Annotated in this window: 6 protein-coding genes; 1 reads left to right on the top strand and 5 read right to left on the bottom strand. The window is 66.7% G+C overall.

Translation table 11 applies throughout. From position 1 onward, the window contains the following. Positions 1-8 precede the first annotated feature (8 nt). From C1A30_RS10550 to C1A30_RS10540, 3 genes are all read right to left on the bottom strand, one after another. A complete protein-coding gene (locus C1A30_RS10550) occupies positions 9-3962 on the bottom strand; it encodes a DNA-directed RNA polymerase subunit beta' (RefSeq protein WP_101948264.1) in 3954 nt (1317 codons plus the stop codon). A gap of 52 nt (positions 3963-4014) precedes the next feature. Further along, entirely contained in the window at positions 4015-7500 is a 3486-nt protein-coding gene (locus C1A30_RS10545) for a DNA-directed RNA polymerase subunit beta (protein WP_369974114.1), read from the bottom strand. Between the two features lie 413 nt (positions 7501-7913). Further along, positions 7914-9584 (bottom strand): alpha/beta hydrolase, encoded by a 1671-nt coding sequence (locus tag C1A30_RS10540; RefSeq protein WP_101948259.1) that lies wholly within the window; start codon positions 9582-9584, stop codon positions 7914-7916. Positions 9585-9766: 182 nt separating this feature from the next. Between C1A30_RS10540 and C1A30_RS10535 the strand changes: the two genes are divergently transcribed. Beyond that, the gene (locus tag C1A30_RS10535) at positions 9767-13219 is read left to right on the top strand and encodes a serine/threonine-protein kinase (RefSeq protein WP_101950114.1); all 3453 of its coding nucleotides are present in this window, start codon (positions 9767-9769) and stop codon (positions 13217-13219) included. Positions 13220-13222: 3 nt separating this feature from the next. On the opposite strand, the gene C1A30_RS10530 is transcribed toward C1A30_RS10535, so the two are convergent. Both C1A30_RS10530 and C1A30_RS10525 read right to left on the bottom strand, forming a co-directional pair. After that, a complete protein-coding gene (locus C1A30_RS10530; RefSeq protein ID WP_101948257.1) occupies positions 13223-13990 on the bottom strand; it encodes an SDR family NAD(P)-dependent oxidoreductase in 768 nt (255 codons plus the stop codon). 2 nt (positions 13991-13992) lie between these two features. After that, entirely contained in the window at positions 13993-16170 is a 2178-nt protein-coding gene (locus tag C1A30_RS10525; RefSeq protein ID WP_101948255.1) for a molybdopterin-dependent oxidoreductase, read from the bottom strand. Position 16171: the final 1 nt, after the last annotated feature.

The following is a 16171-nucleotide window of genomic DNA, read 5'->3' as shown; positions in this document are numbered from 1 at the left end:
CGTATTGCTTACCGGTAGTCGCTGTAGCCGTAGTCGTCCAGCGGCACCGCGGCACCGGTGGCCTGGCCGAAGTCGGGGCTGTAGTACTGATCCTCGTAGGACGGGATCGTGTACGCCGCGGCCCGCGCCTCTTCGGTCGGCTGCACCTGGATGTTGCGGTACCGGTTGATACCGGTACCGGCCGGGATCAGCTTGCCGATGATCACGTTCTCCTTCAGACCCATCAGCTTGTCGCTGCGGCAGTTGATCGCCGCATCGGTCAGCACGCGAGTGGTCTCCTGGAACGACGCCGCCGACAGCCACGAATCGGTGGCCAACGACGCCTTCGTGATACCCATCAGCACCGGGCGACCCGCCGCGGGCTCGCCGCCCTCGGCAACCACCCGACGGTTCTCCGACTCGAACTCCGAGCGCTCGGTCAGCGATCCGGGCAGGAACTCCGTCGAACCCGAATCGATGATCGTGACGCGACGCAGCATCTGCCGGACGATCACCTCGATGTGCTTGTCGTGGATCGACACACCCTGAGCGCGGTAGACCTCCTGGACCTCCTTGACGAGGTGGATCTGCACCTCGCGGGGGCCCTGGACACGCAGCACCTCGTGCGGGTCGGCGGAGCCTTCCATCAGCTGCTGGCCAACCTCGACGTGGTCGCCGTCCGACAGCAGCCGCTCGGTGCCGTCCTCGTGCTTGAACACCTTCAGGCGCTGACGACGAGACAGCTTGTCGTACACCACTTCTTCGCCACCATCGTCAGGGACGATGGTGATCTTGTAGAAGCGCTCACCCTCTTCGAGGCGCACCCGGCCGCTGACGTCGGCGATCGGCGCCTTGTCACGCGGCACGCGGGCCTCGAACAGTTCCTGCACGCGAGGCAGACCACCGACGATGTCGCCACCGCCGGTGACGCCACCCTGGTGGAACGTACGCATGGTCAGCTGTGTGCCGGGCTCACCGATGGACTGCGCGGCGACGATGCCGACCGCCTCGCCGATGTCGACGAGCTTGCCCGTCGCCATCGAACGGCCGTAGCACATCGCGCACACGCCGGTACCGGTGGTGCAGGTCAGCACGGAGCGGACCTTCACCTCGGTGATGCCCGCCGCGAGCAGCGCCTCGATCGCCGGGTCGCCAAGGTCGTGGCCGCGCTCGACGACCACGTTGCCCTTCGCGTCCAGCGCGTCGGCCGCCAATGTCCGCGCGTAGGCCGAAGTCTCGATGTGCTGATCGCGCACCAGCGACTTGTCCTGCAACTCGGCCAGCGTGACGGTGATGCCGCGCTCGGTCTCGCAGTCGGTCTCGCGCACGATGACGTCCTGCGACACGTCCACCAGACGACGGGTCAGGTAACCCGAGTCGGCGGTACGAAGAGCGGTGTCGGCCAGACCCTTTCGGGCGCCGTGGGTGTTGATGAAGTACTCCAGCACCGTCAGGCCCTCACGGAACGAGGACTTGATCGGACGCGGGATGAACTCACCCTTCGGGTTGGTCACCAGACCCTTCATGCCTGCCAGCGTTCGCGTCTGGGTGAAGTTACCCGTCGCGCCGGAGTCCACGATCGTGATGATCGGGTTGTCTGCCGGGTAGTGCGACCGCAGCGCGTCACCGACCTCTTCGGTGGCCTTCTGCCAGATCTTCACCAGCTCACCGTTGCGCTCCTCATGGTTGAGAGCACCACGCTGGTACTGCTTTTCGATCCGGTCCGCTTCGGCCTCGTAACGCTCGAGGATCTCCTGCTTCTCCGGCGGCACGATGACGTCGGCCATCGAGACCGTCACACCCGAACGCGTGGCCCAGTAGAAGCCGGCGTCCTTGAGCTTGTCGACGGTCTGCGCAACCACGATCATCGGGTAGCGCTCGGCCAGATCGTTGACGATCCGGGCCTGCACCTTCTTGTGCATCTGCTCGTTGACGAACGGATACCCAAGCGGCAGGAGCTCGTTGAACAGCACCCGGCCCAGCGTGGTCTCTGCAGTCCACGCGTCGCCCGGCTTCCAACCCGCATCGCCGAACAACTCGGCCTCGACGTCGGCGGGCGGACGCAGCTGAGTCAGCCGCACCCGGATCTTGGACCGCACCGACAGCGCACCACGATCCATCGCCATGATCGCCTCGGCAGGCGAGCTGTACACGCCCGTCTCCGGCCGATCCTTGGCGGCAGGCGTGTACTCGCCGGTGTCGCCCTCGATCATCGTCGTCAGGTAGTACAGGCCGGTCACCATGTCCAGACGCGGCATGGCCAGCGGGCGGCCCGACGCAGGCGACAGGATGTTGTTCGACGACAGCATCAGGATGCGAGCCTCGGCCTGCGCCTCCGCCGACAGCGGAAGGTGCACGGCCATCTGGTCACCGTCGAAGTCGGCGTTGAACGCCTCACAGACCAGCGGGTGCAGCTGAATTGCCTTGCCCTCCACCAGCTGCGGCTCGAAGGCCTGGATGCCGAGGCGGTGCAGCGTCGGTGCGCGGTTCAGCAGCACCGGGTGTTCGCCGATGACCTCTTCGAGGACGTCCCACACCTGCGGGCGCTGACGCTCGACCATCCGCTTGGCGCTCTTGATGTTCTGCGCGTGGTTGAGGTCAACCAGACGCTTCATCACGAACGGCTTGAACAGCTCGAGTGCCATCAGCTTCGGCAGACCGCACTGGTGCAGCTTGAGCTGCGGGCCGACCACGATGACCGAACGGCCGGAGTAGTCGACGCGCTTGCCGAGCAGGTTCTGACGGAACCGGCCCTGCTTGCCCTTCAACAGATCCGACAGCGACTTCAGCGGGCGGTTGCCCGGTCCGGTGACCGGACGGCCGCGGCGGCCGTTGTCGAACAGCGCGTCCACCGACTCCTGAAGCATGCGCTTCTCGTTGTTGACGATGATCTCCGGCGCACCGAGATCGATCAGCCTCTTGAGCCGGTTGTTGCGGTTGATCACGCGGCGGTACAGGTCGTTGAGGTCGCTCGTGGCGAACCGGCCACCGTCGAGCTGCACCATCGGACGCAGCTCCGGCGGGATCACCGGAACCGCGTCAAGCACCATGCCCAGCGGCGAGTTGCTCGACTGCTGGAACGCCGCAACCACCTTGAGCCGCTTGAGAGCACGAAGTTTCTTCTGGCCCTTGCCGTTACGGATCACCTCGCGCAGGTTCTCGGCCTCGGCGTCGATGTCGAAGGTCTCGATGAGCTTCTTGATCGACTCCGCGCCCATGGCGCCCTCGAAGTACTCGCCGTAGCGGTCGACGAGCTCGCGGTAGAGCACCTCGTCGACGATGAGCTGCTTGGGAGCCAGCTTGGTGAAGGTGTTCCAGATCTCCTCGAGCCGGTCCAGCTCACGCTGGGCCCGGTCGCGGATCTGACGCATCTCACGCTCGCCGCCGTCGCGCACCTTGCGCTTGACGTCGGACTTGGCGCCCTCGTCCTCGAGCTCCTTCATATCGGCTTCGAGCTTCTGGGCCCGGGCCTCGAGGTCGGCGTCGCGCTGATCCTCGACGGCCTTGCGCTCGACGGCCATCTCGGCCTCGAGCGTGGACAGCTCGTTGTGCCGCATCTCGTCGTCCACCGCGGTGATGACGTAGGCCGCGAAGTAGATGATCTTCTCGAGATCCTTCGGCGCCAGGTCGAGCAGGTAGCCCAACCGCGACGGCACGCCCTTGAAGTACCAGATGTGCGTGACGGGCGCGGCCAGCTCGATGTGGCCCATCCGCTCACGACGCACCTTGGCGCGAGTCACCTCGACGCCGCAGCGCTCGCAGATGATGCCCTTGAAGCGGACGCGCTTGTACTTGCCGCAGTAGCACTCCCAGTCGCGAGTCGGTCCGAAGATCTTCTCGCAGAACAGGCCGTCCTTCTCCGGCTTCAATGTGCGGTAGTTGATGGTTTCCGGCTTCTTGACCTCACCGAACGACCAGTTACGGATGTCGTCGGCGGTGGCAAGACCGATCCGGAGCTCATCGAAGAAGTTGACGTCTAACACGTAACTCCCTTTCCCCTTTCGGGATTAGTAACAAATTCGAAGGACAAATCCACTACGCAAGATCTTCCACGGAGGCAGATTCGTTGCGCGACAAGTTGATTCCCAAGTTCGCCGCAGCGCGCTCCAGGTCCTCGTCGTCACCGTCACGCATCTCGATCGCCGCGCCGTCGCTGGACAGCACCTCGACGTTCAGGCACAGCGACTGCAACTCCTTGAGCAGCACCTTGAACGACTCCGGAATGCCCGGCTCGGGGATGTTCTCGCCCTTGACGATCGCCTCGTACACCTTGACCCGACCGACGGTGTCGTCGGACTTGATGGTCAACAGCTCCTGCAGCGTGTACGCCGCGCCGTAGGCCTGCATGGCCCAGCACTCCATCTCACCGAACCGCTGGCCACCGAACTGCGCCTTACCGCCCAGCGGCTGCTGGGTGATCATCGAGTACGGACCAGTGGAACGGGCGTGGATCTTGTCGTCCACCAGGTGGTGCAGCTTGAGGATGTACATGTAGCCGACCGTCACCGGATACGGGAACGGCTCGCCACTGCGACCGTCGAACAGCTTCGCCTTACCGTCCTCGTCGACCAACTGCTCGCCGTCGCGGCTTGGCAGCGTCGACGCCAACAGACCCTGAAGCTCGGCCTCGCGGGCACCGTCGAACACCGGCGTCGAGACGATGCTGTTCGGTTCGACCTCCAGCATGTCCTCGGGCAGGTTGGCCGCCCAGTCCGGGGAACCCTCGATCTTCCAGCCGGCCTTCGCCGCCCAGCCGAGGTGGGTCTCCAGGATCTGGCCGATGTTCATCCGTCGCGGCACACCGTGCGTGTTCAGGATGATGTCGACCGGCGTGCCGTCCGGCAGGAACGGCATGTCCTCGACGGGCAGGATCTTGCCGATGACGCCCTTGTTGCCGTGGCGTCCGGCCAGCTTGTCGCCGTCGGAGATCTTGCGCTTCTGCGCGACGTACACGCGGACCAACTCGTTGACGCCGGCGGGCAGCTCGTCGTCGTCCTCGCGGGAGAACACCCGGATGCCGATGACCTTGCCGGACTCACCGTGCGGCACCTTCAGCGACGTGTCGCGGACCTCGCGCGCCTTCTCACCGAAGATCGCGCGGAGCAGCCGCTCCTCCGGGGTCAGCTCGGTCTCACCCTTCGGGGTGACCTTGCCGACCAGGATGTCGCCGTCGCGGACCTCGGCGCCGATGCGGACGATGCCGCGCTCGTCGAGGTCGGCCAGCACCTCATCGGAGACGTTCGGGATGTCCCGGGTGATCTCCTCGGCGCCCAGCTTGGTGTCGCGGGCATCGATCTCGTGCTCCTCGATGTGAATCGAGGTGAGCACGTCCTCTTCTACCAGGCGGTTGGAGAGGATGATCGCGTCCTCGTAGTTGTGTCCTTCCCACGGCATGATCGCCACGAGCAGGTTCTTGCCAAGCGCCATCTCACCGTTCTCGGTGCACGGCCCGTCGGCGATGACCTGACCCGCCTCGACACGCTGCCCGGCGTCCACAATCGGACGCTGGTTGGCGCAGGTGCCGTGGTTGGACCGGGCGAACTTGCGCATCCGGTAGGTGTGCCGGGTGCCGTCGTCGGCCATCACGGTGATGTAGTCGGCCGAGACCTCCTCGATGACGCCCGCCTTGTCGGCGACGACAACGTCACCCGCGTCGATCGCGGCGCGCAACTCCATACCGGTGCCGACCAGCGGAGCCTCGCTGCGCACCAGCGGAACCGCCTGGCGCTGCATGTTGGCACCCATCAGGGCACGGTTGGCGTCGTCGTGCTCGAGGAACGGGATCATCGCCGTCGCGACCGACACCATCTGGCGCGGTGAGACGTCCATGTAGTCGACCTCGGTCGCCGAGACGAACTCGACCTCGCCGCCCTTACGACGGACCAACACCCGCTCCTCGACGAAGCGGCCGTTCTCGTCGATCGGCGAGTTGGCCTGCGCCACGACGTGGCGGTCCTCCTCGTCGGCGGTCAGGTAGTCGATCTGGTCGGTGATCACACCGTCGACGACCTTGCGGTACGGCGTCTCGATGAACCCGAACGGGTTGACCCGCGCGTAGGTCGCCAACGAACCGATCAGGCCGATGTTCGGGCCTTCCGGCGTCTCGATCGGGCACATCCGGCCGTAGTGGCTGGAGTGCACGTCGCGGACCTCGAGGCCGGCGCGTTCACGGGACAGACCGCCGGGGCCCAGCGCCGACAGACGACGCTTGTGGGTCAGGCCCGACAGCGGGTTGTTCTGGTCCATGAACTGGCTCAGCTGGCTGGTGCCGAAGAACTCCTTGATCGCCGCCACGACGGGACGGATGTTGATCAGGGTCTGCGGCGTGATCGCCTCGACGTCCTGAGTGGTCATGCGCTCGCGCACGACGCGCTCCATGCGGGACAGGCCGACCCGGATCTGGTTCTGGATCAGCTCGCCGACGGTACGCAGACGACGGTTGCCGAAGTGGTCGATGTCGTCGGTCTCCACCGGGACCTCGACACCGCCGGGGACGGTCATCGTGGTCTGGCCCTCGTGCAGGCGCACCAGGTACTCGATGGTGGCGACGACATCCTCTTCGGTGAGCGTCGAGCTGGTGATCGGCTCACCCGCATGCAGGCCGAGCTTCTTGTTGACCTTGTAGCGGCCCACCCGGGCCAGGTCGTAGCGCTTCTCCTTGAAGAACAGGTTCTCCAGCAGGGTCTGCGCGGACTCCTTGGTGGGCGGTTCACCCGGCCGCAGCTTGCGGTAGATGTCCAGCAGCGCCTCGTCGGTGCCTGCGGTGTTGTCCTTCTCCAGCGTCCCCATCATGATCTCGGAGAAGCCGAAGCGCTCGACGATCTGCTCGTTGGTCCAGCCGAGCGCCTTCAGCAGCACGGTGACCGGCTGACGGCGCTTACGGTCGATGCGGACGCCGACGGTGTCGCGCTTGTCGACGTCGAACTCCAGCCACGCACCGCGGCCGGGGATCACCTTGACGCTGTGCAGCGTCTTCTCGGTGGACTTGTCGATGGTCTCGTCGAAGTACACACCCGGCGAGCGGACCAGCTGGCTCACCACGACACGCTCGGTGCCGTTGATGATGAACGTGCCCTTCTCGGTCATCATCGGGAAGTCGCCCATGAAGACCGTCTGGCTCTTGATCTCACCGGTGTTGTTGTTGATGAACTCGGCCGTGACGAACAGCGGAGCCGCGTACGTCATGTCCTTGTCTTTGCACTCGTCGACCGGAGCCTTCACCTCGTCGAAGCGCGGGTCTGAGAACGACAACGACATCGAGCCGGAGAAGTCCTCGATCGGCGACAACTCGGCCAGCACCTCTTCGAGGCCGCCGACGGGACTGACGTCGCCGCGGGCCTTGGCCTTCTCGCGCCACGAGTCTGAGCCGACCAGCCAGTCGAACGACTCGGTCTGGATGTCAAGCAGCCCCGGAACCTCGAGAGGCTCACGAAGCTTGGCGAAAGAAACTCGGTTGGGTGCTCCGGGAACGGAGTTATTGGGATTAGCTACTGCTGACTTGATCTGGCGGGACCCTGCCAAGATGCATCCTTCCAGCACCTCATGCGACGGTTTCGGTGCCAGGCTTTGCCCTATCCGAATAGTCGCTATCTGCGTCGGTTTGGCTGGCCTCTCTCGACCACAAACTCCCCGAACGCACGGCACGCGACTAGGTCACTGAGCGGGGCTCAGGCCAGGACATCGGTGTCAGGTGCGGGTTTAGGTGGGCAGGATGCAGCCAGCGCAACGTCCAACAGTACCGCAGGACGGCGTATTCCTCAACCACTGCATGCAGGACTCACCGGGCGCTGGCTGGCGACTCGATCACTAACCCATACACACATTGCTGCCCAACAGATTGGCTCGTTTACCCCTTTCCGTCAAGAGATAGCGCCGTGTTGCTGTGAGGTTTTACGCCAAAACCTGGGTCTGGTACGCCCCCCAGCGGTAACTCGTCATGCGGCGACCGATTCCGACGTGCAGGCGCTCGCGGCAATCGACTCCCGCACGCAGGCAGGTTCGATCGTGAAGTAACCGGTGCCCAGCGACACCAGCGACTGCAACGGATTGAGGATGAAGGGCTTGGTCAACGAGTTGGGCAGCGGCATTGCGGTGGCCACGCCGGACGGGGTGTCGATCGTGAACGGGTCGGTGATCGGGTCCCGCTGGATGCCGTCGAACATCTCGTTGGCCCAGTCGATCATCAGCATCTGCGCCGCGTCGCCGTTGGCCGGTCGGACGAACCCGGCGACGAGTTCCTGGCCGAACTGGATCAGCGGGTTGCCGCCACGCATCGAATCGACGTGCGATCCGCCGACCAGGGTGACGCCGATGAACTTCCCCGGCCGCGCCGCGAGCAGCGCGTCGGTGCCGACGCCGAACTGGTTCCAGAAGTACCGCGGCGCCGCCAGGTTGTAGATCGGGATGCTGTCGTCGACGTCCCCGATCTTCTCCGCGGCCTTGGGGTCGAACGGGACACCGTCGAGCATGATGACCCCGGCGAGCTTCTGCTCGGAAGGCTTGCCCGCCATCGCGCCCGCGATACCGATCACTGCGCCGCCGCCCAGCGAGTGTCCGATCAGCACGACGCGGTCCGGGATCGCGCCCGCGTAACCGGCAGCCGCGGCGCTGTCGGCGAGCGCGGTGTTGCCGTCGTCGAACAGTCGCGCCATCGACTCGTGCATCGCGCTGCCGCCGAGCCAGCACGCATCGGCCGCCAGGAAGTTCGACGTGATCGACGGCGCGACGACGATGCTGTGGGTCTGCTCGGCGAGCGCCGCCGCGGTGTAGCTGTACCAGGGGCCACGGGCCAGGAACCCGTGCTGGAGGTAGATCAGCCGGTCCGGTGCAGGCGCGCCCTCGGCTGTCTTCGGGACGTACCAGTCGGCCTGCACGTCGACGCCGTCGCCGGGGTTGCAGCCGCAGTCGAGGTGCAGTGTCGACGTGCGGACGGTGACGGTGCTGCCCGGCGGCAGAATCGGCGGGCCGCCCAAAATCTGGGTGGCCAGGCCGTAGATGCTGAACACGATGGTGCCGATCGCACTGAGCAGCCCGGACAGCGGAGAGGCTTTCGCTGTCGACGTGATCTCAGCCGCGGCAGGAGTCGCGAACGCCACCGCGGCCGATTCGACGGGTTTGGCCTTCGTCGCGGTGCGGGTCAGCGGTATGGCGGCCGTCGAGACCTCGGCGACCGGTGCGTCGGCCGTGGCCGGTTTTACAGGTTCGGGTTTTTCGGCTTCGGGCTCCGCCTGCTCGGCCGACGGCGCGGCGGCCGGCTTTTCGGCTACCGCGGCGGATTTGGTCGGTTTCGGCAGTGCCTTCTTGGTCGCCTTGGACTTCTTGCCGGTGGTCGGCTTCTTCTCAGCTGGTTGCGCGGACGGCTCGCTGGTGGGCTCGGTCGCTTCCGACGTCTCGTCGTCCGCGGGCTTCGGTTTGGCTGCGCCGCTTTCAGTGTCCGAATCTGCTTTGTTCTCAGCGGGTTTCGCCGGTTCGGAGGACGAGGTGCCCTTGTCGTCGCTGCCGGGCGCATCGTCGGCGGCCGCCGTGCCCGCCCCGGCGAACAGTGCCGCGACGACCCCGACGCTCACCATGCTTGCGGTCAACCACATGCGGACCCGGTCTGACATCGTCGGCCTCCTGTCCCCGTCCGCGCAAAGGTAACGCGCGTTGTCAGACGGCGGGCCGGTTTGTTGCAGAAGCAACTGCGTAGCCGGCGTTATCTCATCCTCGGTCGGGTCGGGTCGGATCGGTTTATGCTCAGGTCACCGGCCATGACGACGTCGTGGCGGCGCCGATACCGGGACGACCGATGGTCACGAACGACCCACTGCCAACACAGGGGGATGTGCACGCCGGGGTGCCGGCGGAATTGATGGCTGCCGGTTTCTCCGATCCCGTGGAGATCGGCCGCGGCGGCTTCGGTGTCGTCTATCGCTGCAGTCAGCCCGAACTGGATCGCGTCGTCGCGGTGAAGGTGCTGACCGCGGATCTGGAGCGCGACAACCTGGAGCGGTTCATGCGCGAACAGGTCGCGATGGGCAAGCTGTCCGGGCACCCGCACATCGTGACCATCTTTCAGGTCGGCACGACCGCCACCGGCAGGCCGTACATCGTGATGCAGTACCACCCGCACGGTTCGCTGGAGGGCAAGATCCACGACAACGGGCCGCTCGGGTGGGCCGACGCGCTGCACCTCGGCGTCAAGGTCGCGGGCGCGTTGGAAACCGCTCACCGACGCGAAACCCTGCACCGCGACGTCAAACCCGCGAACATCCTGCTGACCGAGTACGGCGAACCGGCGTTGACGGATTTCGGAATCGCCCGCATCGTCGGCGGATTCGAGACGGGCGACGGTGCGGTGATGGGTTCGCCTGCCTACACCGCACCGGAGGTGCTGCTCGGGGAGCAACCGGACGCGACGTCGGATGTCTACAGTCTGGCGGCGACGTTGTTCTGCGCGGGCACGGGCCACGCGGTGTTCGAACGTCGCAAGGGCGAGCAGATGGTCGCGCAGTTCCTACGGATCACCAGGCACCCGATGCCCAGCCTGCGCGACTCCGGCCTGCCCACCGACGTGTGCGCGGTGATCGAGCAGGCCATGTCGCGCAACATCGAGGATCGGCCGCCGACGGCCGAGGCGTTCGGCGAACAGTTGCGCGAGGTGCAGCGGATGCACGGCCTGCCCGTCGACGACATGCCGGTGCCGACGCCCGCCCCGATCATCCGCTACAACCCGGCGCGTTCGACGGGCACGCCGAGCTACCCGGCGCGCGTACTGACCCCACCCGCGCCTGCCACCCGGTTCCAGCTGCCGGTGTCGACGAAGGAGTTGGTCCATCGCGCCCGGCTGATCGAGGCGTTGCGGGCCGGGCGACACAAGAAGCTCACCGTGATTCACGGCCCGACCGGCTTCGGGAAGAGCACGCTCGCCGCGCAGTGGGCCAAGCAGCTGACCGCCGAGGGTGTGGACGTGGCGTGGCTGACCGTCGACCACGACGACAACAACGTCGTCTGGTTCCTGTCTCATCTCATCGAGGCCATTCGCACGGTAACGCCAACGCTGGCAAGCGAATTGGGCGAGGTGCTGGAAGAGCACGGCGACGAAGCCGAAAGGTACGTGCTGACGTCGCTGATCAACGAGATCCACCAGAGTGGCGCCCGGATGACCCTGGTGATCGACGACTGGCACCGGGTCACCGACCCGGCGACCATCGGGGCGCTGCTGTACCTGCTCGTCTATGCCTCCGACGACCTGTCGGTCGTGGTGACCAGCCGCAGCCAGAGCGGTTTGCCGATGAGCAGGATGCGGATGCAGGACGAGTTGCTCGAAATCGACGCCACCGCACTGCGTTTCGACGTGGCCGAATCGGAGAACTTCCTGGTGGAGCTGGGCGGGCTGGATCTCGACCGCGCCGACGTCGAGGAGCTGACCGCGAAGACCGACGGCTGGGTCGCCGCGCTGCAACTGGCGACGCTGTCGCTGCGCGGCCGCGACGACCCGGTCCAACTGATCGGCACAATGACGGGCCGCCACCACGCGATCAGCGAGTTCCTCGCGGAGAACGTGCTGGACACCCTCGAACCGTCGATGCTCGACTTCCTGCTCGCCACCTCGATCACCGAACGGATCTGCGGCGGCCTGGCGTCGGCGTTGTCCGGTGTGCCGGACGGCCAGGCCATGCTGGAGCAGGTCGAGGAGCGCGACCTGTTCCTGCGTCGGCTCGACGATCAATGGTTTCGCTACCACCAACTGTTCGGCGACTTCCTGCGGCACCGGCTGAGCCGCGACGATCCGGCGCGGGTCACCCGGTTGCACACCGTGGCGTCGACGTGGTTCGCCGAGCACCAGATGGTCAGCGAGGCAGTCGATCACGCGTTGGCGGCCGGTGATGACGCGCGGGCGGTGCAGCTCGTCGAGAACGACGGCATCGATCTGGTGGCGAACTCGCAAATGGCGACGTTGATCGGGTTGATCGGCAAGCTGCCCGCCGCGATAGTGCGCACCGACCCGCGGCTGCAGCTGGCGCTGGCGTGGGCGAACATCGTGCTGCACCGGATCCCGGCGGCCAACCAGGCGCTGGAGCTGATGGAAGCCGGGCTGACGAAGTGTGGCTTCGGCGACGAGGAGATCGCGGATCTGCGCGCGGAAGCCGGCGTCGTACGCGGGGTCGCCGACCTGCGTTCGGACCGGCTCGCGGGTATCGACGAGCACATCGCATTGTGTCTGGCGCGCCGGGACAGCCAGCGCCCGTTCGCCGTCGGGGTGGCGGCCACCGTGTCGACCTTCGCCGCGGCGTATCACTACAACCTCGACGAGGTGAACCGGATCCAGGCGTGGGCGGCGCCGTACGCCGAACGCAAAGGCGACACCTTCAACTTGGTGCACGGCCTCTGCTACACGGGGCTCGCGCACCGATTGATGCTCGACAACCCGACCGCTGAAGCCTGCTTCCGCAAGGCGCTCAAGATCGCGAAGCGGTCAGGCGGCAGCCATTCCTACACCGCCAGGTTGGCGAGCTCGGCGCTGGGCGAATTGCTTTACGAGCGAGGCGATCTCGAGGAGGCCGACCGCCTCCTGGAAGAGGGCTACAAGCTCGGTCCCGAGGGTGGCTCGGTCGACTTCAAGATCGCGCGCTACGTGATCGCCGCCAGGATCAAGGCGCTGCAGGGCGACCGGCATGCGGCGTCGCAACGCCTCGACGAGGCCATCCGCATCGGCCGCACCCTTTCGCTGCCCCGGTTGCGCGCGATGGCCGAACACGAGCGCACCCGCCTCGGGCTGGTGTCGCTTCCGGATGCCGCCCCGTGGCCCGCGACCTCCTACGAACACCGCAGGCAACCGGTCGATGCGATCGACGAGATCACCGTCCAGTTCGAGGAGGCGTCGGCGATCCGGGTGTTGATGGCCGCCGACGATCAGGACTCGAAGGAGCGGGCCTGCCGGTGGGCGCAGGAGTGGGTCGACCGGACGTCGTCACCCAACCGGCCGCAGGCGCTGCTGCGCGCGCGTCGCCTGCTCGGTGCGGCCTTGTCCGCGGCGGGCCACGTCGACGAAGCCAAGGTCGTCATCGCTGCCGTCGCCGCCCAGTGCGCCCAGTTGCAGATGCTGCGCTACCTCGTCGACGGCGGCCCGTACGTCGCCACGGTGCTGACCGAACTGCAAGCCGACCAACGCTCCGGTTGGTGGCGCACCGAATGGCAGGAGGTGCCGCAGGAATTCCTTGATCGTGCGGTGGAAGCCGCTGTCGCACAACGAATTTGACGGCTACTGTGCGAGGTAGCCACCGTCGACCGGCAGCACGGCGCCGGTGATGAAGGAGGCGTCGGCGGAGGCGAGGAAGACGACGGCGTTGGCGACCTCGGCCGGTTCGCCGATGCGGCCCATCGGATGCATCCGCTCGATCTGCGCGAGATAGTCAGCGCCGCCCGGTTCGTCGCGGAGTTGCCTGACGCGCTCGGTGCGGATCGTGCCAGGGGCAACGGCATTGACCCGGATGCCGCGGTCGGCCCATTCGACGGCCAGATGCTTGGTCAGCCCCGTGGCGACGAACTTCGCAGGCCCGTAGGCGGCCTGCCGCTTCTGCCCGGCCACACCGGAGATCGACGACAGGCAGACGATGGCGCCACCGCCGGCCGCCGCCATCGCCTCGATCGCGAACTTGCAGGTGAGGAACATGCCGCGGCCGTCGACGGCCATCACGTTGTCCCAGTCGGCAGTCGTCATCTCCGACGCGTCGCCAAGCGGGATGACGCCTGCGTTGGCGACCAACACGTCGAGGCGACCGAATCGATCGACCGCCGCGGCGATCATCCGACGCGCGTCCGCCTCGACCGAGACGTCGCCGACGACCGTCTCGACTTGTGCGTCGCGGGCACGTAATTCGTCGCCCAGGCCGAGCAGAGGCTGCTCCTGCACATCGGTCAGGACCAGCCGTGCGCCCTCCCTAGCGAAGGCCTCGGCGGTCGCCCTGCCGATGCCCAACGCAGCGCCGGTGATCACGGTCGACTTACCGTCAAGGCGTCCGGCGGCCACGGCTACGCGCGATCGACCCGTACGGGCACGCCGGTCAACCGGGCCATCCCCGCCAGCTTCTCCAGATCCTCCGGCGCACTCGACATCAGCCGGTTGACGTTGGCGCCGCCCGCCGCGTTGGCGACGCGCCAACCGCCGGTGCCTTTGTGGCCCCAGCCGTGCGGCACCGCGACGACGCCCGCGACGATGTCCTTGGTGACCACGACGGGCAGTTCGATCTCACCGTGCGGCGAGGCGATCCGCACCCTGTCACCGTCGACGATGTCGGCCGCGGCGGCATCGTCGACGTGCATGCGCGCGGCTTGGATGCGCTCGCCACGCATCAACAGCGGCGCATTGTGCATCCACGTGTTCTCCGAACGTGTTTCGCGCATGCCGATCAGCCGCATGGGATAGCCGTCGGGAACCTGCCTGCTTGTCAGCGCCGCGACCTCGGCCGCGATCTCGTCGTGGCGCAGCCGCATCTTCGCGCCGCGATACACGACGACCTTGCGCAGCACACCGTCGCGCAGGTTGCGCGCCAGCACCTTGCCGTGCGGATGCTCGGCCGTCAGCCGGGAGAAGGTGAGCCCGCCGCGGCGCAACCCGAACAGGTCGCCGCCCTCGCTCAACCGGATCACCGCGTCCACCAGTACCCGCGGCGTCAGCCGAACACCGAACAGCCCGAACATCTTTCGGGCGACCGCCAACGCGGCCAGTCCCGGCGTGCGGCGCCACATCCGGCGGCTCAGGTCGTCGATCACCTGCCATTCGGCGCGGGCCTGCCCGGCAGGCGCGACGACGGCCTCGGTGGCCTGGCGGAACGGGGTGAGCTGCAACGTCTGGAACGGCAGCGGGAAGTCATCGCGTTCGTACATGGTCGCGGCGGGTAGCACGTAATCGCAGTGCGCCAGCGTCTCGTTGACGTAGAGGTCGATGCCGACCATCAACTCGAGGGAATCCAGCGCTGTCTCCAGTTCATCGCCGTTGGGCACCGACAGCACCGGGTTGCCCGCGCTGACGAACAACGCCCGCACCTGGCCGCGGCCGGGTGTGGTGATCTCCTTGGCCATCACACCTGCGGGCTCGGACAGCAGCACCGACGGGAAGCCGCCGATCCGGGACCGTCTGCGGGTGTAGGTGGTTCGCAGCAGCGCGCCGAGGGCCTTCATCGCCCAACGCTCCCCCGGCATGCCGAAGGTGCCGAACATGCTGCCGCCTGGCCGGTCGAGGTTGCCCGCGACCAGGTTCACTGCGTCGAGCAAATACGTTGTCAGCGTGCCGTTTTCGCCGGTGCTGGTGCCGACGCGGCCGTACACCGCCGCCCGCGGGGTGCGGCCCAGGTCGCGGGCCAGTGCGCGCACGGTGTCGGGGTCGATGCCGGTGCGCGATTCGGTGGCCTCCGGACTGAACGGCGCGGCCAACTGCTCGAGCCACGCCACCCCGTCGGCCTGGCGGCCCAGAGTCGCGCGGTCGGCGAGGTTCTCGCCGAACAGCACATGCAACAGCGACAGCAGCAGGAAGGCGTCCCCGTCGGGAATGATGCCCAGCCATTCGAACTGCGCGGCGGTCTCGGTCTTGCGCGGATCGACGACGACCACCCGGCCGCCGCGCTTGACGATGTCGTGCATCCGGTCCTTGATCCGTGGCACGGTCAGCACGCTGCCGTGCGACACCACCGGGTTCGCGCCGATGACGACGAGCAGATCAGTGCGAAGGACGTCGGGCACCGGCAGCGCCAGCGGCGAGCCGTACAGCAGCTGGCTGGCGACGAAGCGGTTGTTGACGTCCTGGGAGCCTGCGGTGAACACGTGCATGTGCGGCCCGAGGCCGAGCATGAAGGTGTTCAGGCCCAGGGTGTGTGAATAGCTGAACGCACCGGGATTGCCGTAGTACCAGCCGACACCGCCTGCGCCGTGCCTGCGGTGGATGTCGGTCAGCCTGGCGGCGATGTCGGTCATCGCCTCGTCCCAGCCGACCGGTTCGAAGCCATTGGGCCCGCGGCGCAGCGGCGTCGTGACGCGGTCGGGGTCGCTGACCACCTCGGTGAACGCGATGCCCTTCTGGCAGGCGAAACCGGCGGACAGCGGATGGTCCTTGTCGGGGCGCAGCGACACCAGCCGACCGTCGTCGACGGTCGCGACCATGCCGCACAGCGGCTCGCAGATACGGCAGAACGTGATCTTTTGCTCTGCCGTCAAC

It is taken from the genome of Mycobacterium sp. 3519A (assembly GCF_900240945.1).
Lineage (GTDB): Bacteria > Actinomycetota > Actinomycetes > Mycobacteriales > Mycobacteriaceae > Mycobacterium.
This window is presented reverse-complemented; position numbering and strand designations above follow the sequence as displayed.